The 19928-nt window shown below is 71.0% G+C and carries 16 protein-coding genes; 8 read left to right on the top strand and 8 right to left on the bottom strand.

Annotated features, from left to right (window positions below):
* Positions 1-46: 46 nt before the first annotated feature.
* From OG787_RS40235 to OG787_RS40215, 5 genes are all read right to left on the bottom strand, one after another.
* Positions 47-667, bottom strand: a complete 621-nt coding sequence (locus tag OG787_RS40235) for an ATP/GTP-binding protein (RefSeq protein WP_369035839.1) — start codon at positions 665-667, stop codon at positions 47-49.
* Positions 648-1106 (bottom strand): DUF742 domain-containing protein, encoded by a 459-nt coding sequence (locus tag OG787_RS40230; RefSeq protein ID WP_369035840.1) that lies wholly within the window; start codon positions 1104-1106, stop codon positions 648-650. The genes OG787_RS40235 and OG787_RS40230 overlap by 20 nt, the downstream gene beginning before the upstream one ends.
* On the bottom strand, positions 1103-1510 hold the full coding sequence (locus OG787_RS40225) for a roadblock/LC7 domain-containing protein (protein ID WP_369035841.1): 408 nt from the start codon (positions 1508-1510) through the stop codon (positions 1103-1105). Before OG787_RS40225 ends, OG787_RS40230 begins: the two co-directional genes overlap by 4 nt.
* On the bottom strand, positions 1507-3240 hold the full coding sequence (locus OG787_RS40220) for a sensor histidine kinase (RefSeq protein WP_369035842.1): 1734 nt from the start codon (positions 3238-3240) through the stop codon (positions 1507-1509). Before OG787_RS40220 ends, OG787_RS40225 begins: the two co-directional genes overlap by 4 nt.
* Positions 3241-3566: 326 nt before the next feature.
* A complete protein-coding gene (locus tag OG787_RS40215; protein ID WP_405538566.1) occupies positions 3567-4202 on the bottom strand; it encodes a helix-turn-helix domain-containing protein in 636 nt (211 codons plus the stop codon).
* A gap of 229 nt (positions 4203-4431) precedes the next feature.
* Between OG787_RS40215 and OG787_RS40210 the strand changes: the two genes are divergently transcribed.
* The 6 genes from OG787_RS40210 to OG787_RS40185 all read left to right on the top strand — a co-directional run bounded on the left by OG787_RS40210 (position 4432) and on the right by OG787_RS40185 (position 14652).
* Positions 4432-5256: an urea amidolyase associated protein UAAP1 gene (locus OG787_RS40210; RefSeq protein ID WP_369035844.1), complete on the top strand. Its 825-nt coding sequence runs from the start codon at positions 4432-4434 to the stop codon at positions 5254-5256.
* Positions 5253-5900 (top strand): urea amidolyase associated protein UAAP2, encoded by a 648-nt coding sequence (locus tag OG787_RS40205; RefSeq protein ID WP_405538565.1) that lies wholly within the window; start codon positions 5253-5255, stop codon positions 5898-5900. Before OG787_RS40210 ends, OG787_RS40205 begins: the two co-directional genes overlap by 4 nt.
* On the top strand, positions 5897-9412 hold the full coding sequence (locus OG787_RS40200; RefSeq protein WP_405538563.1) for a 5-oxoprolinase/urea amidolyase family protein: 3516 nt from the start codon (positions 5897-5899) through the stop codon (positions 9410-9412). The genes OG787_RS40205 and OG787_RS40200 overlap by 4 nt, the downstream gene beginning before the upstream one ends.
* 336 nt (positions 9413-9748) lie before the next feature.
* Positions 9749-11422, top strand: coding sequence for an allophanate hydrolase (gene atzF / locus OG787_RS40195; protein ID WP_405538562.1), 1674 nt, complete (start codon positions 9749-9751; stop codon positions 11420-11422).
* A 113-nt stretch (positions 11423-11535) separates the two neighbouring features.
* A complete protein-coding gene (locus OG787_RS40190; protein ID WP_405538561.1) occupies positions 11536-13923 on the top strand; it encodes an MMPL family transporter in 2388 nt (795 codons plus the stop codon).
* Positions 13924-14043: 120 nt separating this feature from the next.
* Complete coding sequence (locus OG787_RS40185) at positions 14044-14652, top strand: DNA-binding response regulator (RefSeq protein ID WP_369035847.1); 609 nt, start codon at positions 14044-14046, stop codon at positions 14650-14652.
* A gap of 49 nt (positions 14653-14701) precedes the next feature.
* On the opposite strand, the gene OG787_RS40180 is transcribed toward OG787_RS40185, so the two are convergent.
* The gene (locus OG787_RS40180; protein WP_405538560.1) at positions 14702-15883 is read right to left on the bottom strand and encodes a sensor histidine kinase; all 1182 of its coding nucleotides are present in this window, start codon (positions 15881-15883) and stop codon (positions 14702-14704) included.
* Between the two features lie 247 nt (positions 15884-16130).
* Between OG787_RS40180 and OG787_RS40175 the strand changes: the two genes are divergently transcribed.
* Both OG787_RS40175 and OG787_RS40170 read left to right on the top strand, forming a co-directional pair.
* Entirely contained in the window at positions 16131-16973 is an 843-nt protein-coding gene (locus tag OG787_RS40175; protein ID WP_405538559.1) for a BTAD domain-containing putative transcriptional regulator, read from the top strand.
* A gap of 131 nt (positions 16974-17104) precedes the next feature.
* Positions 17105-17869: a thioesterase II family protein gene (locus OG787_RS40170; RefSeq protein WP_369035850.1), complete on the top strand. Its 765-nt coding sequence runs from the start codon at positions 17105-17107 to the stop codon at positions 17867-17869.
* On the opposite strand, the gene OG787_RS40165 is transcribed toward OG787_RS40170, so the two are convergent.
* Both OG787_RS40165 and OG787_RS40160 read right to left on the bottom strand, forming a co-directional pair.
* Entirely contained in the window at positions 17823-18533 is a 711-nt protein-coding gene (locus OG787_RS40165; RefSeq protein WP_369035851.1) for an MFS transporter, read from the bottom strand. The two genes, OG787_RS40170 and OG787_RS40165, sit on opposite strands and share 47 nt — an antisense overlap.
* A complete protein-coding gene (locus OG787_RS40160) occupies positions 18530-19810 on the bottom strand; it encodes an FAD-dependent monooxygenase (RefSeq protein WP_405538558.1) in 1281 nt (426 codons plus the stop codon). The genes OG787_RS40165 and OG787_RS40160 overlap by 4 nt, the downstream gene beginning before the upstream one ends.
* Positions 19811-19928: the final 118 nt, after the last annotated feature.

The raw sequence follows: 19928 nt of genomic DNA, 5'->3' as shown, positions 1-19928 counted from the left end.
TCAGAAGAGTTGGTTGACGGCGTGTGGGTTGGGGGGTTTGCCGCGCTCAGACAGACGCCTTGGCCATCTCCAGCGAGTGCAGAAAGCGCATAAGCGTCATGAGCGTGTCCCGGCTGGAAGCCCGCCGCCGTGCGTCGCACTCCACGATCGGGATCTCCGGGGCCAGGTCGAGGGCCGAGCGCAGGTCCTCGATCGGGTAACGGGGGGCGTCGGGGAAGGAGTTGACGGCGATGATGAAGGGGACGCCGCGTTCCTCCAGTCGCCCTATGACGTCGAAGCTCACTTCGAGGCGCCGCGTGTCGATCAGGACGACCGCGCCCAGGGCGCCTTCGAACAGGCCGTTCCACAGGAACCAGAAGCGTTCCTGGCCGGGGGTGCCGAACAGGTACAGCACCAGCTGGTCGGTGATGCTGATGCGGCCGAAGTCCATGGCCACGGTGGTGGCCGTCTTGGAGTCGGAGCCGTAGTTGTCGTCGACGCCGATGCCGGCCTGTGTCATGGTCTCTTCGGTGGTCAGCGGTCTGATCTCGCTGACCGATCCGACCATGGTCGTCTTGCCGACGCCGAAACCGCCCACGATCACGATCTTCACCGCCGCCTGGGTGGTGTGCGGCAGGCGGTCCTCGGTCCGTGGACCCGTGATGGTGTCAGAGCTTTTGAAGTCCATGCATCACCGCTTCGAGGAGGGAACGGTCGGCGAGCGACTGGCTGATGAGCGGGTCGCGCGCCTGTACCAATTCGGCCGTCAGCAGCTCGGTGAGCAGGACGGTCACCACGCTGAACGGCAGGTTGAGGTAAGCCGAGAGCTCGGCCACGGACAGGGGGGCCTTGCAGAGGCGGAGCAGCGCCGACTGCTCCGGTGGGGCGGAGGGCGTCGGCTCGGCGCACGCCACGATTAACGTGACGAGGTCGAGGGGGGCGCGTTCGCCTCCCTGAGTCGCGCCGGTGAGCACGTAGAGCCGTTCGGGGTTCTTCCGCTCCCCCTCCTGGCCCTCCGTACCCTCCGGGCCTGTCCCGCCCTCCGTACCGGACGCGCTCCGGAGGAGAGGCTCCGGTGAGGGCTCCTGCTTGATCGGATAGCGCCGTCGGCGCTTCGGAGGAGTCATACGGTCTGCCCGTTCCGCCGGGGCGGACTGGTGAGATGTTCACCGATCCGGACGACGAGGTCGCGCATGTGGTTGCTCATGTTGCCGGGTTCGGCGACCACGTTGGCGAGGACCGCGAGGTAGGCGTTGGGGCCGGCGGCCATCAGGTAGAAGTAGCCGCCGGTGACCTCGATGATGACCATGCGCATCGTGCCGTCGCTGTCCGGGATCTCGTGCGCGACGGCGCCCGCGAGGCTCTGCAGCCCCGCGCAGGCGGCGGCGACACGGTCGGCGGCGTCGGGGTCGCCGCCGTAGCGGGCGATGCGCAGGCCGTCGGCGGAGAGCACCACGATCTGCTGGACACCCGGTACGCCGTCGGCGAGCTGCTTGAGCATCCAGTCGAAGTTGGCTCGCTGCGAGATCACTTGGGGTCCCCCTCGTCGTCGGCCTCAGCGTGGGCCGGCTGGTGGTTGGTCGCGCTGGCTACGGTCGGGTCTTCCCGGTGGCTGCCGAAGTCCGGACGGCCGTCGACGACTGTGGAGCCGGAAGGGAAGGCGGTGAAGTCGGCCGCGTCGTCCGGGTGGTCGGAGAGCGTCGTGGGGTCGTCTGGGTTCCTGGTGAAGGCCGAGGGGTCTGGGTCGCCCTTGAGGCCCTCCATGAACGCCTCAACCCACAGGCCCGGCAGCGGCTCCTCTTCTTTCTTGGCCTTCTTCGCCGACTCGGGCTCCCACAGTTTCCGGAGCTCCGGGTTGGCCTCCATCTCGGCCTCGGCGGCCCTGGAGCGGGCGTACCGCTCGCTGAGCGGGGTCTTGACCCGGCTGCGGCGCTGCGGCAGGCCGTTCTCGGTCCACTCGGTGACCTCCGGGATGTCGTCCTCCATGGAGACGGAGGCCGGGATTCGCGGTCCGGTCGTGGGGCGGCGCTTCTTGGGCGGGCGCTTGGGGCCTTCCAACGCGCCGAGCTCGATCTTGGGCGCGGCGGTGGCGCCGATGCCGTGGGCGAGGCCGACTGCGGGGTCGCCGGTGAGCATGTCGGACGGCACGACGAGAATGGCGCGGACCCCGCCGTACGCGGACTGCCTGAGCGAGATCTGCATCTTGTACGACTCACAGAGGCGCCCTACGACGGCCAGGCCGAGCCGCGGGGCCTCGCCGAGGTCGTTGAGGTCGAAGCCGGCCTGGGCGCGGGCGATCATGTTCTCGGCGCGCAGGCGGGACTCCTCGCTGAGGCTGACGCCGGCGTCCTCGATCTCGATGGCGACGCCGGTCTGCACCTCGGTCGCGGTGACGTGGACCTTGGTGTGGGGCGGCGAGTAGCGCGTGGCGTTGTCGAGGAGTTCGGCCGCGGCGTGGATGAGCGGTTCGACGGAGTTGCCGTCGACGTTGACCTTCGCGATGGAGGTCAGATCGATGCGGCGGTACTCCAGGATCCGGGACATCGCGCCGCGCAGCACGCTGTACAGCGCGACGGGCTGGGGCCACTGGCGTCCGGGCCGGCCGCCGCCGAGCACGGAGATGGAGTCGGCGAGGCGGCCGATCAGGGCGGTGCCGTGGTCGATGCGCAGGAGGTCGTCGAAGACCTCGGGGTTGCGGCCGTGGTCCTCCTCCATCTCCCGGAGTTCGTTGGCCTGCTGGTGGACGATCGCCTGAACGCGCCGGGCGATGCTGACGAACGCGCGCTGCGCGCCGTCCCGCATGGCCTCCTCGCGGTCGATGATCTCCAGGACCTGTGTCAGCAGCCTGCGCTGCGGTACGGGCAGTTCGGGGTACGGGGATTCCGGCAGGCCGAGTTGGCGAATCACCTCTGTGGGTGAAACGCCGCCGCGCAGCCGGTGGAGCACGTACGGCAGGACTTCCTTGCCGAGCCGGTCGAATTCCTCGTCGTGGGCGGCGATGCGCCGCTCTAGATACGCAGTGTGACGGGCGTGCTCGGCCCGCAGGTTACGGACGGTACGGCCACGGCGGACCACTTCTGCGGCTACCGCGACGACCAGGACCGTGGCGATGGCTCCGCACCAGCCGACGGCGATGCGGGCCGGCCCTGTCACCAGGGCGCCGGCCGCTCCGGTCGCCCCGGCCATCGCTATGGCAGGCAGCAACAGCACGCGCGCGTAGGGAAGTTCACGGCCACCGGGAGGCGATTGAACACTCACCATGTATGCCCTCTGAGACAAGTCGGCTGGGGTTGGGGGAGCTTGCTGTGGGGTACGTCTGGGAACTGTCTGGATCTTCGGTATTTTTGGGAACAAGCGCACGAATACATCCCAACTTGGTGCGCTGCGGGCGAGCTTAGTCCGACCGGATCAACGCCGTGTCATATTCGGCAAGCCTCTGAAATGCCCCTTGTGACTGGAGTACCCTCAGCCTCATTTGCACGCTGCGGATGCAATCGCACACAATGCGTCACGACGTCCAGGCGTACGAAACCCACTCACCGTGATGGGTGAACGGGCCCCTCGGAGCCCTCGGAAGCGCCCCTGCCTCAGATGCCGGCGATGCGCAGCGCCGCGTCCGCGGTGGCTTCCGCGAAGACCGAGACCGGGCGCTCGGGGTCGGAGCGGTGCACGAGGATGACGCCCTCGATGAGCCCGAAGAGCAGATCGGTCCGCAGGTCCAGCTCACTCTTGGCGAGCGCCCCGCCGGCGGCCGTAGCGGCGAGCAACTGCCGGTAGGCGTCCTTGAGTTCGGCCCGTACGGCGTGGAAGCCGGCGAAGCGCTCGGTGCGCACCTCGGGGAGGAGGTAGAGGCCGCCGAGGTTGTGCGGGCCGCCGCAGAGCAGTTCGACGTCGGTGCGGCACAGCTCCCACAGGCGGTCGCCGGCCGGGGTCGCGTCGTCGGCGAGCAGCCCGCGGGCGAATGTCAAGGAGGGGGTGACGGTGGACTCCAGCAGCTCGGCGAGCAGCTCCTCCTTGCCGGAGACGTAGTGGTACATGGACGCCTGGCGCATCCCGGCCCGCTCGGCGATGGTCCGCGTGGTGGTGGCCGCGTAGCCTCGGGTGGTGAACAACTCGGCGGCGGCGGCGAGCAGTTCGGCTCGTGGAGCGACCCCGCTGTCCGGCCGCTGCGCGGCCCGCGGCCTGCCGACCCGCCGTCCACCCGACCCGCCCGTCGTTCCCATGCGTTCGATCCTCGCATACCGACCGGTCCGGCGATCTTCGTGAGCAATCGGTAACGGGGTGGAAACACACGGGCAATTCCGGTGTCTCGCCGCCCACCTAATTTCTGTCGGGCGACAGAAATTAGGTTCCAGGACGACTGGCACCACGAACAGCACGAACAGCACGAACGCGACGAACACGAAAACGAGCAGTACGACCGCAGTACGACTTGGAGCCGGAGGACCCGCGATGGGGACATCGACCACGTACGGAGCCCGCGACCACGCCCGCGCCCAGGAGGGCGCCCGGACCGAGGCCATGCCCGTCGTCCCGGCCGCCGACTGGCCGGCGCCGCCCTGCGAGGCGGGCCATCTGGTGTGGGCCGAGACGGTGGCGGGCGGCAACTACACGCACCGCGTGCTGGCCAGGGGCACCGAGCTGCGCCTGACCGACCTGCGCGGCGACGCCTGCGCCCATCTGCTGCTCTTCGTCGCGGACCGGCCCTGGGAGCGGCTGAACGTCGCCGACACCGTCAAGGTCCAGTGGAACGCCTACCTCGGCGAGGGCCAGTTGCTCCTCTCCGACCAGGGCCGCGTCCTCGCCACCCTCGTCGCCGACACCTCCGGGCGCCACGACGCGCTGTGCGGCACCTCCACCCTCGTACGCAACACGGACCGGTACGGCGACGGCACCCCGCAGTCGCCCTCCCCCGCCGGCCGTGAACTGTTCAAGCTGGCCGCCGCCAAGAACGGCCTCCAGCCGCGCGATCTGCCGCCCTCGCTCTCCTTCTTCCAGGGCGTGGAGGTACGCGAGGACGGCTCCCTCGACTTCACCGGATCGGCCGGACCGGGCGGCAGCGTGACGCTGCGCGCCGAGCAGGACGTCACGGTGCTCATCGCGAACGTCCCGCACCCCGCCGACCCGCGCGAGGACTACGTCAGCACCCCGCTGGAGGTCCTGGCCTGGCGCGCCGGTCCGACCGCCCCCGGCGACCCGCTGTGGGAGGCCACGCCCGAGGGCCGTCGCGCGTTCCTGAACACCGCCGAATTCCTTGCCGCGAGGGGGCTCGCATGAGCACGTCCACATCCACGAGCACGACCGTCGTTCCGGCCCGCGCCGCCTGGTCGTCGGTCGTCCGCGCCGGCGAGACCCTGACCGTCACCGACCTGCACGGCAACCAGGCAGTCGACTTCCTCGTGTACGACGCCCACGACACGTCCGTGCGCTACAGCGCGCCCGACACGATCCACGCGCAGGGCGGCATCTTCCTCACGACGGGCAGTGTCCTGATGTCGAACGAGCACACGCCCCTGATGACCGTGGCCGCCGACGACGTCGGCCGGCACGACACGGTCGGCGGCGCCTGCTCCAAGGAGTCGAACACCCTGCGGTACGGCCATCACACCTGGTCGCAGCACGCGTGCGTGGACAACTTCCTCGCCGAGGGCGCCAAACACGGCCTGGGCAAAAGGGACTTGGTGTCCAACATCAACTGGTACATGAACGTGCCCGTGGAGAAGGACGGCACGCTCGGCATCGTCGACGGCCTGTCGTCACCGGGCCTCCGACTCACCCTCCGTGCCGAGTGCGACGTACTGGTCCTGGTCTCCAACTGCCCCCAGATCAACAACCCCTGCAACGGCTTCGACCCGACGGCGGTGGAGATGACCATCACCGGGACAGGTACCGAGCCGGGCGCCGGGGCAGGCACGGAATGAGCTTCGACACGCTGCTGGTCGCCAACCGGGGCGAGATCGCGGTACGGATCATCCGTACGGCACGGGAGTTGGGGCTGCGCACGGTCGCGGTCTACTCCGACCCGGACCGCTCCGCCCCGCACGTCCGGCTCGCCGACGAGGCGGTACGGCTCGGTCCGGCGCCCGCGAAGGAGTCGTATCTCGACGCCGATCTGGTGCTGGAGGCGGCCAAGGTGACGGGAGCCGGGGCGATCCATCCCGGATACGGCTTCCTGTCGGAGGACGCGGCCTTCGCGCGGCGCTGCGAGGACGCCGGGATCGTGTTCGTGGGGCCGACTCCGGAGCAACTGGAGCTGTTCGGCGCCAAGCACACGGCCCGGGCGGCGGCGGAGGCGGCGGGCGTGCCGCTGGCGCCGGGCACGGGCCTGCTGGCGTCACTGGAGGAGGCCTCGGAGCGGGCCGCCGCCATCGGCTATCCCGTGATGCTGAAGGCGACCGGCGGGGGCGGCGGTATCGGCATGTCGGCCTGCGCGTCGGCCGCCGAACTCGCCGAGGCCTGGGAGCGGGTGCAGCGCGTCGCCGCGGCCTCCTTCTCCTCGGCCGGTGTCTTCCTGGAACGGCTCGTCGAACGCGCCCGCCATGTCGAGGTCCAGGTCTTCGGCGACGGCGAGGGCCGGGTCGTGACCTTCGGCGACCGTGACTGCTCGCTCCAGCGCCGCAACCAGAAGGTGGTGGAGGAGGCCCCGGCACCCGGCCTTCCGGCCCACGTCCGGACCCAACTGACCGACTCCGCCCGCGATTTGTGCGCATCGGTCGGCTACCGCTCGGCCGGAACGGTGGAGTTCGTGTACGACGCCGCCCGCGAGGAGGCGTACTTCCTGGAGGTCAACACCCGGCTCCAGGTGGAACATCCGGTCACGGAGGAGATCTACGACGTCGACCTCGTCGCCTGGATGCTGCGGCTGGCGCGCGGTGAGCGGGACGTCGTACGGGACCCGGGCACCCCTCGCGGTCACGCCGTCGAGGCGCGGGTCTACGCCGAGGACCCGTCCCGCGAACACCGGCCCAGCGCGGGCCTGTTGACGCGGGTGGAGTTCCCGGGCGGGGTGCGCGTCGACGGCTGGGTGGAAACAGGGACGGAGGTGACCACCTCGTACGACCCGATGCTGGCGAAGGTCATCGCGTACGGCTCCGACCGGGCGCACGCGCTGCGCCGACTGGACGAGGCACTGGCCCGCACCCGGGTCGACGGCATCGAGACGAACCTGGGGCTGGTACGAGCGGCACTCACGGACCACGACTTCCGCACGGCGACACACTCGACGGCGACCCTGGCGACGGTGAGTGACCCGACCGCGCGTGTCGAGGTGGTCTCCGGCGGAACACTGACCACGGTCCAGGACTGGCCGGGCCGCACCGGCTACTGGCAGGTGGGCGTCCCGCCGTGCGGCCCGATGGACGACCGTTCGTTCCGGCTCGGCAACCGGGCCCTGGGCAACGACGAGGGCGCCCCCGGCCTCGAATGCACCCTCCAGGGCCCGACGTTGAGGTTCACCCACCCCACGACCATCTGCGTGACCGGTGCTCCGGCGCCAATCACCCTGGACGGCACGCCGGTCGCGCAGTGGGAGCCGGTGACGGTACCGGCGGGCGGCGTACTGGCGATCGGCGCCCCGACCGCACAGGGCCTGCGGACGTACGTGCTGTTCGCGGGCGGCGGCCTGGACGTGCCGCCGTTCCTCGGCAGTGCGGCCACCTTCACGCTGGGCAGGTTCGGCGGGCATGGGGGGCGGGCGCTGCGCACGGGGGATGTCCTGCACGGCGGGACGATGACGGAGTCGGGGGCCCCGGTTCCCCCCGCCGACCGCCCGGAGTTCGCGTCCCCCTGGCACATCGGGGCAGTCGAAGGCCCGCACGCGGCACCGGAGTTCTTCACCGAGGAGGACATCCACGACTTCTACGCGGCCGACTGGAAGGTCCACTTCAACTCGGCCCGCACGGGCGTACGGCTGGTCGGCCCCAAACCCCGCTGGGCGCGCACCGACGGTGGTGAGGCGGGCCTGCACCCGTCCAACATCCACGACACGCCGTACTCGGTCGGCGCCGTCGACTACACGGGCGACATGCCGGTCCTGCTGGGTCCGGACGGCCCCTCGCTGGGCGGCTTCGTCTGCCCGGCGACGATCATCAGCACGGAACGCTGGAAACTGGGCCAGCTGCGCCCTGGCGACACGGTGCGCTTCGCCCCGGTGGACACAACAGGGGCACGACGGGCGGCAATTGTCGACGGCGGGGTACTGGCCCGGGACGGCGACATCACGTACCGCCGCAGCGGCGACGACAACCTGCTGGTCGAATTCGGGCCGATGCAGCTTGACTTGGCGCTTCGGATGCGCGTCCACGCGCTGATGGAGGCGGTGACGGAGCTGGACCCGGAGGGCGTGACGGACCTGACACCGGGCATCCGCTCACTCCAGATCCAGGCGAACCCGGCCGTCCTCCCCCAGTCCGAACTCCTGTCAGTCGTACGGGAGATCGCGACGAACATGCCCCCGGCGGACCGCCTGACGGTCCCCTCCCGCACGGTCCATCTGCCCCTCTCCTGGGACGACCCGGCGACGCGTGAGGCGATCGCCCGCTACATGGCGGGAGTTCGCGACGACGCACCCTGGTGCCCGTGGAACATCGAGTTCATCCGCCGGGTGAACGGCCTCGCCTCGGTGGACGACGTGTACCGCACGGTCTTCGAGGCGGAGTACCTCGTACTGGGCCTGGGGGACGTCTACTTGGGCGCACCCGTCGCCACCCCCCTGGACCCCCGCCACCGCCTGGTGACGACGAAGTACAACCCGGCCCGCACCTGGACGGCGGAGAACTCGGTCGGCATCGGCGGCGCGTACCTCTGCATCTACGGCATGGAGGGCCCGGGTGGTTATCAGTTCGTCGGGCGTACGACGCAGGTGTGGTCGGGGTGGCAGCAACGCGGCGCGTTCGAGCCGGGGTCGCCGTGGCTGCTGCGGTTCTTCGACCGCATCAAGTGGTACGCCGTCGAGCCGGACGAACTCCTGGAACTGCGGGCCGACATCACCTCGGGGCGGTTCGTGCCGCGCATCGAGGAGGGTGTCTTCTCGCTGGCGGAGTACGAGGGTTTCCTGGCGGAGAACGCGGACTCGATCGCGGAGTTCCGCTCCCGCCAGGGCGCGGCCTTCTCGACGGAGCGGGATGCGTGGGAGGCGGCGGGCGAGTTCACCCGGGCGGAGGCGGACAGGGGCCCCGCGGCTCCCTCTCCCGAGGTGACGGTCCCGGCCGGGGGCCACTTGGTCGAGGCCGAATTCGCCGCGTCGGTATGGCAGTTGAACGTGTCGGCGGGGGACGAGGTGACGGCGGGGCAGCCGTTGCTGGCGTTGGAGGCGATGAAGATGGAGTCCCGGATACATGCCCCGGTGGCGGGGGTGGTCCACGAGATCCTGACGAGGCCGGGGGCACAGGTGGAGGCGGGGACGGCGTTGCTGATCCTTACGCCGATCACCTGAGGCACGCGGCCACCCCCGATTTTCCTCGCCCCCGCCGCCCCTACCCATTCCCGTCCCCTGGGGGCTGCGCCCCCAGACCCCCGCTATCGCGCTGAACGCGCTCGTCCTCAAACGCCGGACAGGCTGGATGGTGCCGGCCGGAGCTTGACGGTGTCGCGCGGGCTTGATCTTTCAGCACCGGCCCGGGCATTTCAGCCCGTCCGGCGTTTGAGGACAAGGCCCGTTCAGGGCCGTTGGGGGGGTCTGGGGGCGCAGCCCCCAGGGGACGGGAATGGGTAGGGGCGGCGGGGGCGAAACAAACCCCACATCAACCCACCACAACCAAGGAGCACCCGCATGTCGACCCTGACCCGAGTCCGTATGGCCTACGCCCGTATCGACGCCGTGGACCGCCCCGAGGTCTGGATCGACCTACGCCCCCAGGCCGAGGTCGAGGCAGAGGCCAGCGCCATCGACGCCCGCCTCGCCGCAGGCGAACCCCTCCCCCTGGCCGGCAAACTCTTCGCCGCCAAGGGCAACATCGACGTCGAGGGCCTCCCCACCACCGCCGGCTGCCCCGCCTACGCCTACCACCCCGAAACCGACGCCCCCGTCATCGCCCGCCTACGAAACGCCGGCGCCATCGTCCTCGGCACCACCAACCTCGACCAGTTCGCCACCGGCCTGGTCGGCACCCGCTCCCCCTACGGCCCCGTCCGCAACGCCCACGACCCCACCCGCATCAGCGGCGGCTCCAGCTCCGGCTCGGCCACAGCGGTAGCGCTCGGCATCGTCGACTTCGCCCTCGGCACCGACACCGCCGGCTCCGGCCGCGTCCCCGCCGCGTTCAACGGCATCGTCGGCCTCAAGCCCACCCGAGGCTTGGTCCCCACCACCGGCGTCGTCCCGGCCTGCGCCTCCCTCGACTGCGTGACCGTCTTCGCCCGGACACTCCCGGAGGCCGAGCAGGCACTCGCACACATGTCGTCCCCGCCCGACCGCGATCTCCCGCCCCTCCCCCAGCGCGCCCCGGGCCCGTGGCGCGTCGCCGTCCCGCCGCTCGACCAGCTCGGCGAACTGGACCCGGGCTGGGCACAGGCGTACGAGGCCGCCGTGGCCCAACTCCGATCCGCAGGCGTTTCCGTCCGCACGCTCGACCTCACCCCCTTCACCGAGGCCGCCGCGATGCTGTACCAGGGCGCGTTCGTCGCCGAGCGCTACACAGCGGTGGGTGCCTTTGTCGACAAGTTGCTCCCCGAGGGAGGGGAGGCCGCCGCGAGCCTCGACCCCACCGTCGCCGGCATCATCACCCGCGCCCGCGACATCCCCGCCCACCAGCTCTACGCCGACCAGGAACGTCTCGCCGCCCTGCGCACCCACGCCCTCGCCGAACTGGCCGACGCCGACGCCCTGTTGCTTCCCACGGCCCCCGGTCACCCGACCCTCGCCGAGGTCGCCGCCGACCCGCTGGGCGCCAACGCCCGCCTGGGCCGTTTCACGAACTCCACCAACCTCTTCGACCTGGCCGCGGTCGCCGTACCGGCAGGCGAGGTGAACGGTCTCCCCTTCGGCGTGATGCTGATCGGCCCGGCGTTCACCGACGAACGGCTCGCCACGATGGCCCGTCTGCTCCAGCCCGAGGCCCGCCTCACGGTGGTCGGCGCGCATCTCTCGGGCCAGCCGCTCAACCCCCAACTCCTCGCCCTGGGCGCCCGGTTGGAACGTACGACCACGACGGCCCCCGTCTACCGGCTGCACGCCCTCGCCACCACCCCGCCCAAGCCGGGCCTGGTCCACGTCGGCGCAACAGGGACCGGCGGTGCCGCCATCGAGGCCGAGGTGTGGCGCCTCCCCGCCGAGGGCCTCGGCCGCTTCCTCGCCGCCCTCCCCCGCCCGATGACCCTGGGCCGCGTCGAACTCGCCGACGGCACCCACGTACCCGGCTTCCTGTGCGAACCGGCCGCCCTCGAAGGCGCCGACGACATCACGACGTACGGCGGCTGGCGTGCGTTCCTGAACGACCGCTCCTGAAGCGGCAGTTGCCGACCGGGGCACCGGGCACCCCAACTTCCCGACCGCAACCAGCGCTTAAGCACCCCCCGTCACTGTCAGAGCCCCGTCACCGACTCGGGAGGGGCAGTCCGATGGCAGCAAGGCCCACACAACAGCCGCCTACGACAGGGCGAGCGGACGACGGGGGTGGGGGGAGGTGGGGCCGGGCCATAGCGGCCCGGCCCCGGCTGCTGCTCCTCGTCGTGCTCGCCCTCACCGCCTGTGCGGCCGTGCTCGGCGGCGGGGTGGCGGACCGGCTGAGCAGCGGGGGTTCGCAGATCCCGGGGGCGGAGTCGACGTACGCCACCCGGGTGCTGGAGCAGCGCTGGCCCGCCTCGCAGCCGAACCTGCTGCTGATGGTGTCGGCGCGCGCTGCGACGGGAGGCGTCGACAATCCCCAAGTGGTCACCGAAGCCCGCGACTTGGCGCGTCGGCTCGGCGCCGAGCAGGCGGTCGGCGGGGTCGTGTCGTACTGGGACGGCCAGGAACCGGCACTGCGCGCCCGCGACGGTGACGAGGCGCTGATCACCGCGCGCATCGCCGGTGACGAGGACGCCGTCGATGCCGTACTGGAGCGGGTGCGGCTGTCGTACGAGGGCAGGCGGGGGCCGGTCGACGTGCGGTTCGGTGGTCCCGCCGCCGTGCGCAACGCCTCGCAGGAGGTGATCGCCGAGGATCTGGTCCGGGCGGAGATGATCGCGCTGCCGGTCACCCTCGTACTGCTCGTCTTCGTGTTCGGGAGCGCGGTAGCCGCACTGCTGCCGCTGCTCGTCGGGATCATGGCGATCCTCGGTACGAACGCCGTGCTGCGCGTGCTCACCGAGTTCACCGATGTGTCGGTCTACGCGCAGAATCTCACCACGGCCCTCGGGCTCGGACTCGCCATCGACTACGCCCTGTTCATCGTGCGCCGCTACCGCGAGGAGCTGGCGGCGGGCGCCGATCCCCGCGCCGCCGTGGCCACCACACTGCGCACGGCCGGGCGTACCGTCCTCTTCTCGGCGCTGACCGTCGCCGTGTCGCTGGCGTCGATGTTCGTCTTCGAGCAGTACTTCCTGCGGTCGTTCGCGTACGCGGGCATCGCGGTCGTCCTCATCGCGGCGGCGGCCTCGCTGATCGCGCTCCCCGCCCTGCTGGTGGTCCTCGGCCGCCGCGTCGACGCCCTCGACGTACACCGGTTGCTGCCCCGGCGCGGGACATCGAGGCCGAAGCGCGAGCCGGGTGCCGGGTGGGCGGCGCTCGCCCGGCTCGTCATGCGGCGCGCGCCGATCTTCGCGGTCGGCACGGCAGTTGTACTCATCGCGCTCGGACTGCCGTTCAAGGACGTGCGGTTCGGCACGGCCGACGACCGTCAGCTGCCGTCCTCGACCCCGGCGCACCTCGTCCAGCAGCAGATCCGCGAGGAGTTCCCCGGCAGTCCGGGCGGCGTCCTCGCGGTGCTCGCTCAGGGGCCAGGGGTGGATGGGGCCTCGCTCGCGGACTTCAGCCGCAGCGTCTCCCAACTCCCGGACGTCGTACGGGTGTCCGGTCCCGCCGGTCTCTACACGGGCGGCGAGCGCGTGCGCGCGGCGACGCCCGCCGAGGCGGCTCAGACCGGCACCGACGGAAGCGCCTACGTCACCGTGCTGCCCAAGGGCGAGGCCACCTCGGCAAGTTCACTCGAACTAGTGACTGACATTCGGTCAATTCCCGTTCCGTTCCAGGCTTCCGTCACCGGAGCCGCCGCCGTGCTCGCCGACACCCAGCACGGAACGGCCGAGCGGCTGCCCTGGGCGCTCGGTGTGATCGCGGTGACGACACTGCTGCTGGTGTTCCTGCTCACCGGCAGTCTGCTGCTGCCGCTCCAGGCCGTCGTGGTCAACGCGCTGAGCCTGACGGCCATGTTCGGAGCGGTCGTCTGGGTCTTCCAGGAGGGCCATCTGTCGGGGCTGCTCGGGTTCACCCCGACCGGGGACATCGAGACCGCGTTGCCGGTGCTGATGTTCTGCGTGGCCTTCGGGCTGTCCATGGACTACGGCGTCTTCCTGGTCTCCAGGATCCAGGAGGAGTACGAGCGCGGCGGCGACCATCGCGCGGCCGTGGAGTTCGGCATCCGGCGCACCGGCGGGCTGATCACGGCCGCTGCGGTGATTCTCGGCTTCGTGATGGTGGCGATCGGCACCTCCCGGGTGACCAACATCAAGATGCTCGGCCTGGGGGTCGGACTCGCCGTGCTGATGGACGCGATGGTGGTGCGCGGTCTGCTCGTACCGGCGGTACTGCGGCTGACCGGCCGCGCCACCTGGTGGGCGCCCGGGCCGCTGCGTCGACTGCACCGCCGTATCGGCTTCTCCGAGACGGCCGCCGGAACAACCCGGGTAATAGATATCTCTACGGCCGACAACACGAACCAGCAGTCAACTCCCGCTGCGGACGCTCCGGTTGAGGCGCAGGAGACCAACGAGTCGCTCATCGGTTCGCATCGCGCGGAGCGCACCTAGCGTCGGATGTGGCTGCTTTGCGGTGTCCGTCGCCGCGCGCAATCGAATCGGTCATAAGGGATGGATAGACTCCCGGAATCGTGGACGTGCACTTCCGACGTCCGCGTTATTCCGGGGGGAATGTTGATACGGATCCTGCTGGCCGAGGACGTTTCCATGGTCCGGGGCGCGCTGGTCGCCCTGCTCAATCTGGAACCCGATCTGGACGTCGTGGCGGAGGTGGGGGCCGGCGATGCCATCGTCGGCGCCGCCCTCGCCGCCAGGCCCGATGTGGCGGTCATCGACGTCCACCTGCCCCGCCTCGACGGGATCAGCGCCGCCGCGCTGCTCCAGGAGGCGTTGCCCGAGTGCCGTACGGTCATCATCACCAGCCTGGGCAAGCCGGGCACCCTGCGCCGGGCCCTGAACAACAAGGTCACCGGCTTCGTCCTGAAGGACGCACCGGCGGTACGGCTGGCCCAGGTCGTCCGCCAAGCGGCGGCCGGGGAGCGGGTGTTCGACAGAGAACTCGCCCTGGCCGCCTTCGACAGCGGCGAGAGCCCGCTCACGGACCGGGAGACGGAGATCCTCCAACAGGCGGCCGGTGGGGCGGGAGCCACGGAGATCGCGGCCGGGCTCCATCTGTCGGTGGGGACGGTCCGGAACTATCTGACGTCGATCGTCGGAAAGCTGGGCGCACGCAACCGGCTGGACGCGGTACGGATCGCGGAGGACGCGGGCTGGTTATGACGCGTCGTCAATAATGCCGCCCACCAGGCGTGTTCACCTGAGCCCCTACCTATGCATGTTCACCCGGGTCGACGGTCGGCTCCGAGGGCGCCTCGGCGGTCACGCGGTACCAGCCGCGTTCGTCGGTGTCCACGGTCAGCCGGCCGCCCACCGCGGCCAGCCGCTCGGCGAGATTGCCGAGGCCGCCGGGCCGCCGTCCGCCCCGCGCGTCCCGCCCGCCCCGGACGCCGTCGTTGGCGAGGGTGAACCGGATGAACCCGGTACCCAGGTCCCGTACTTCGATCCGGCACTGGGTGGCATCGCTGTGCCGGATCAGATTGGTGACCCCTTCGCGCAGCACGGTCGCGAGGACGGAGCCCACGGCGCCCGGCACCTCGCTGCGCACATCGACACTCGCCCGGATGTCCGCGGCGGCGAGGAGGGAGCGCGCGGACTCGGCCTCGACGGTGAAGGACAGTTCGCGGTAGCCGCGGGCGACCGTACGGACGTCGGCGAGGGCCTGCTGGGCCACGTCCCGGGCGCTGTCCAACTCCGCGAGCGCACGCTCCGGTTCGCCCCGCACCAGCCGGTGGGCGAGGTCGGTCTTGAGCGCTATGGCGGAGAGGCTGTACCCGAGGAGGTCATGCAGATCGCGGGCGAACCGGCGCCGCTCCTGCGCGACGGCCCGCCAGGCCAGTTCCTCGCGCTCCCCGTGGGCCCGTACGGCGAGATCGGCGAGCCGGGTGATCCCGTACACGGCGAGACCGACAGCCACCGTGGCCGCGCAGCTCAACGTCCAGTCCCGCCACGCCTGTTGAAGCACCACACCACTGACGCCCGCACCACCGACGGCGACCAGTCCGCCCAGTGCCCGACCGACCGCACCTTCGACCACCAGTGGCACGGATCCGGCGAAAAGGCCGAACATTCCCGGCCAGCCGAAGCCGAAGGCGAGGAGCGGCAGCAGAGCGAGCCCTCCCTGGAGGGCCAAGGCCGGGACTCCGAACCGGTCGCGTAAGGACCGCAGTTGCGGTGCGGAGTGCACCAACTGGATTCCGTACGAGGCGAACAGGGCGGTGAGCGCGACCGCGCCGGCGACGGTACCGGGGCGCCGGGCCACGACGGCGAGCACGCCCATGGGAAGCAGACCGCTCGTCGCGAGCAGAACCACCCTGCCCGCGACACGCGGTACTCGCAGACCGGCCGGACCCTCGGTCGAGGCTGATTCCGGCTGGTCAGCCGCATCCGACATCGGCCCACCCCCAGACGGGGATGCTAGGCGCCACCGGGTCCCGTCAGCGGAGAGGCCCTGAACAACCACACAGTGTGATGAATTCATGGAGCAGTCGTGTCTGGATCACTTCTCTTCCGTCCAGTCAGTCTGGGAGGGTCTGTACAGGGACGTAAGCGACACATAAACAGCGACAGACAAGCAGCGCGTGAGCCGTTGGGAGCAAGGAGCCGGATCCACGAGGCACAAGAGGCAGAGGTGACGGACGTTGGAGATCTCCGTACTCGGGCCGCTCACGGCACGGCTGGGCCAGACCTCCGTGGTGCCGAGCGCGGCCAAACCACGCCAGGTCCTGGCCCTGCTGGCCCTCAACTCGGGCCGGGAGGTGAGCGTTTCGGCCCTGGCGGACGAGCTGTGGGGCGACGGCCCGCCACGCAGCGCCGCCGCGACCCTGCACACCTACGTCAAGCAACTGCGCCGCATGATCCAGGCCGCGCTGGGCCCCGCACCGGACCGCGGCCCCCGGGAGGTGCTCGGCCGACGGCACACCGGTTACGTACTCGACGCACCCCCGGACGGCACGGACGCGGCCCGCTTCGAACAGCTCGCCCGGCGGGGCCGGACAGCACTGGAGGCCGGGGACTCCGCCGAAGCCTCCCAACTCCTGGAGCGGGCCCTGTTGTTGTGGCGCGGACCGGCGCTCGCCGATGTGACACCGGGCCGGGTGCTGGGGGCCGAGGTACTGCGGCTGGAAGAGCTGCGGCTGACCGCCGTGGAGGACCGGATAGGCGCCGACCTGCGACTCGGCCGCCACGGCACCCTCCTCGGCGAACTCACCGGCCTCACCGCCCGGTTCCCGCTGCACGAACGCCTGCACGGCCAGCTGATGGTGGCCCTGTACCGCAGCGGCCGGACCTGGCAGGCCCTGGAGGTCTACGGCCGGCTGCGCACCGCCTGTGTCACGGACCTGGGCCTGGAGCCGTCCCCCCAACTCCAGCGTCTGCACCGGGCGTTGCTCGCGGGCGACCCGGCACTGGAACCGCCGGTCGTCGGGGAGGCCGGCGGTCTGTCGGCGGCGACCCTGTTCGTCGACCACGGCACGATCCGGTGACCCCGCCGACGCCGCCGACGCCATGGACACAGGGACCGCCTGGACCGCCTGTGTCACTTGGACCGCTCAGGCCTCCTGCACCGCCCGGGCCGCCTGGGCCCCCGCAAGCGCTGGATGCGCAGACCCTCCGGTTGCTCTGTCTGCCGTACGCCGGGGCCGGCGGTTCGGTGTACGCACGCTGGCAGCAGGGCCTGCGGGAGCGCGGCTGCTCGGTGGAGGTGATCCCGGTGCGGCTGCCCGGCCGGGAGGGACGGGCGGGTGAACCCCGGTTCACTCGACTGGCCCCGCTGGTCCGGACGTTGGACGCGGAACTCGACCCGCTCCTCGACCAGCCGGACCCGTATCTGGTGTACGGGCACAGCATGGGTGCGCTGCTCGGCTACGCCCTCACCCTGCGCCGCCAGTCCCGGGGCGCCCACCTGCCCCGGGCCCTGCTCCTCGGCGCCTACCGGGCACCGCATCTGCCCGCGCCGCGCATCGCCGAACCGGACACCCCGGACGCCGAGTTGGCCGCCGCACTGGCCCGACTCGGCGGCCTGCCCGCTCCGCTGCTCGACCACCCGGAGTGGCTGCGGGTGCTGCTGCCGGTCGTTCGGGACGACCTGAGCGTGTGCATGGATGCCAATTCCCCCCGCACGTCGTGGACTTCGCCGGTGCGGGTGCCGCTGCACCTCTTCGCCGGGGAGCGGGACTCCTTGGTCGGCGTCCGCGAGATGGTCGCCTGGCGCCGGCTCGCGGGGCGGGGCTGCGAGGTACGGACGCTGCCTGGCGGGCACTTCTTCGTGCGCTCGCACGAGGACCAGGTCCTTGATGAAGTGGCGTGCCTGGTACGGCGTTACGGTGGCGGCCTCACGCATCTGGGAGCGGGGACGGGCGGCTCGTCGCAGGCGTCCTGAGGTGGCTGTCGGCCGTCCGTGCGCGGGTCGCCCGCAGCAGCCCGAGCGTGGTCATGCCGCTGAGCGCACCCAGCGGAAGGTTCATCCAGAACGCCCAGTGCCACTCGCCGACCGGCAGCCGATCCCCGATCACCAGTCCGGCGAAGACCCCCGCGACGATCACGGCACCCCACCCGAACTGGGCCAACTCTCGCTCGCCACGCACCGGAAGCACCCGCGCCACCAGCACCAGCGCGACAGCGGTGAGCGCGGCGGCGCCCGCACCCTGCACTCCGCGCAGCACCAGGAAGGCCACCGGCGTGGTGATCAGCCGGGCTCCGATCACGACCGACGGCTGGACGAACATCCACAGCCCGGCGAGCAGTACGAGAAACGGCCCGCCGAACGGCCCGATCCGCCCGCACAGCCACCGCAACGGCAGCAACAGCCCACCCAGGGCGAGGAGATAGACGACGACCGCCCAGGGCAGCGCGGTGCCGGACAGGCCCATGGCGGTGCGCAGGGCGGGCCCGAGGGTGGCGACGCAGGCGTCGGCGGCGGCGACCAGGAACTGGTTCAGGGCGAGGGCGCAGAGGAGGACGATCCGGGTCCGCCCGTGGGCCAGCGGACTCGGCGGCTCGGCCCCAAGTCCCGGCGACAGCACGCCCGTAGACCTCGCCCTCATGTACCGGCCTGCACCTTCGCCACCCGCTCGCCCGGCGCCTGCAACTGGAAGTACGCACCCGCGAGCACCTTCCGGGTCAGCCACGGACTGCTGCTCACCACGCGGTAGAGGGTCCGCCGCCAGGCCGAGCCCAGCGCCCCGTCGAGGGTGAACAGCCGTTCCTGGCGCAGCTGGAGGGCCCTGGACCGGGCGACGGACGCCTCCCGCTCCCGCTGGAACGCCTCGGTGGCCGCGAGCAGGGGAACCGCCGATCCGGGTCCGCCGTCCCCCAACGCCCGTTCGACCAGCGGAGCGAGCGTCACCGCGTCGATGATCGCGTGGTTGACGCCCTGCCCGAGGATCGGCGTGAGGGTGTGGGCGGCGTCGCCGATGAGCGTCAGCCCTGGCATCGACCAGCGCGGGACGACCGTCGTGAAGATGTCCAGCATCGAGGTGTCCGACCAGCTGTGCACCGACTCCCGTACGGCCTTCGACAGTTCGGGCGCCAGCAGGTCGAGCCGTTCGTACAGCGCGGGCAACCCCTGCGCCCGCATCTTTCGCAGCCCGCCCTTGGGGATGTTGAAGCCGACGCGGACGCTGTCGGGCCGGGTCGGGATGAACAGCCCGTGCTGATCACCCCGGATGCGCACCCGGTACGTACGGTCGTCCCAATCCCCGTACGGAAACGGCAACTTGAGCCAGATGACGTCCCGTTCCAGCGGGACCTTCCGGTAGGTGAGCCCGGACATCTCGCGGACCTTGCTGAACCGCCCGTCGGCGGCGACCGTGAGTGCCGCCCGGATCTCCGTCTCTCCGTCGGGGGTCCGGGCCCGAACCCCGGTGACCGTGCCCTCGGCGTCGCGCAGGAGGGCGGTCGCGGTGGCCCCCTGAACGAGCCGGAAACAGGGGTGTGCGGCGCCCGCCTCGGCCAGGGCGGCGAGCAGCGTCGGCTGCGGCAGCTCGACCGGGAAGGGATGCGGGTAGCGGAAGTCGGCGAACTCGGCCTGGAACACGGTGTGTCCGGAGTCGTCGATCTCCATCCGGTGCATCTGTACGTACGTGCCGTCCAGCCGGTCGAGCAGTCCGAGCCGGTCCAGCAGCCAGACGGAGTCCGGAGACACCGACTCGCCCCGGAAAGAGCGGTTGAAGTGGGCGCTCGCCTCCAGCACGACCACGGGGACGTTCCGCCGGGCCAGTTCGACGGCGAGGGTGAGCCCGGCCGGCCCGCCGCCGACCACGCACACGGACGTCTGGATCCGTTGGGGTGTCTGGGTCATCTGGGTCGGCTGGATCGTCATGGAACTCCCCCAAGCAAGCGGCTGCGGAGCTTCTGGTCGGGCAGACTCCCGGTTTCGCAGCCCGGCCTTAAGCCGGTCTTGGGCGGGTCTTGCACAAGTACGACTTAAGGCCGGGTCC

Origin of the sequence: Streptomyces sp. NBC_00075, from assembly GCF_045041225.1 — a bacterium.
GTDB classification, from domain to species: Bacteria; Actinomycetota; Actinomycetes; order Streptomycetales; family Streptomycetaceae; genus Streptomyces; species Streptomyces adonidis.
Note: the sequence above shows the minus strand (reverse complement) of the source record. Positions and strands in the feature narration are given on the sequence as shown.

Excerpts from the sequence above, each read along its gene's own strand:
- OG787_RS40235 (WP_369035839.1), bottom strand. The coding sequence starts at position 667 with ATGGACTTCAAAAGCTCTGACACCATCACGGGTCCACGGACCGAGGAC.
- OG787_RS40230 (WP_369035840.1), bottom strand. The coding sequence starts at position 1,106 with ATGACTCCTCCGAAGCGCCGACGGCGCTATCCGATCAAGCAGGAGCCC.
- OG787_RS40220 (WP_369035842.1), bottom strand. The coding sequence starts at position 3,240 with ATGGTGAGTGTTCAATCGCCTCCCGGTGGCCGTGAACTTCCCTACGCG.
- OG787_RS40215 (WP_405538566.1), bottom strand. The coding sequence starts at position 4,202 with ATGGGAACGACGGGCGGGTCGGGTGGACGGCGGGTCGGCAGGCCGCGG.
- OG787_RS40210 (WP_369035844.1), top strand. The coding sequence starts at position 4,432 with ATGGGGACATCGACCACGTACGGAGCCCGCGACCACGCCCGCGCCCAG.
- OG787_RS40205 (WP_405538565.1), top strand. The coding sequence starts at position 5,253 with ATGAGCACGTCCACATCCACGAGCACGACCGTCGTTCCGGCCCGCGCC.
- OG787_RS40200 (WP_405538563.1), top strand. The coding sequence starts at position 5,897 with ATGAGCTTCGACACGCTGCTGGTCGCCAACCGGGGCGAGATCGCGGTA.
- atzF (WP_405538562.1), top strand. The coding sequence starts at position 9,749 with ATGTCGACCCTGACCCGAGTCCGTATGGCCTACGCCCGTATCGACGCC.
- OG787_RS40190 (WP_405538561.1), top strand. The coding sequence starts at position 11,536 with ATGGCAGCAAGGCCCACACAACAGCCGCCTACGACAGGGCGAGCGGAC.
- OG787_RS40185 (WP_369035847.1), top strand. The coding sequence starts at position 14,044 with ATGTTGATACGGATCCTGCTGGCCGAGGACGTTTCCATGGTCCGGGGC.
- OG787_RS40180 (WP_405538560.1), bottom strand. The coding sequence starts at position 15,883 with ATGTCGGATGCGGCTGACCAGCCGGAATCAGCCTCGACCGAGGGTCCG.
- OG787_RS40165 (WP_369035851.1), bottom strand. The coding sequence starts at position 18,533 with ATGAGGGCGAGGTCTACGGGCGTGCTGTCGCCGGGACTTGGGGCCGAG.
- OG787_RS40160 (WP_405538558.1), bottom strand. The coding sequence starts at position 19,810 with ATGACGATCCAGCCGACCCAGATGACCCAGACACCCCAACGGATCCAG.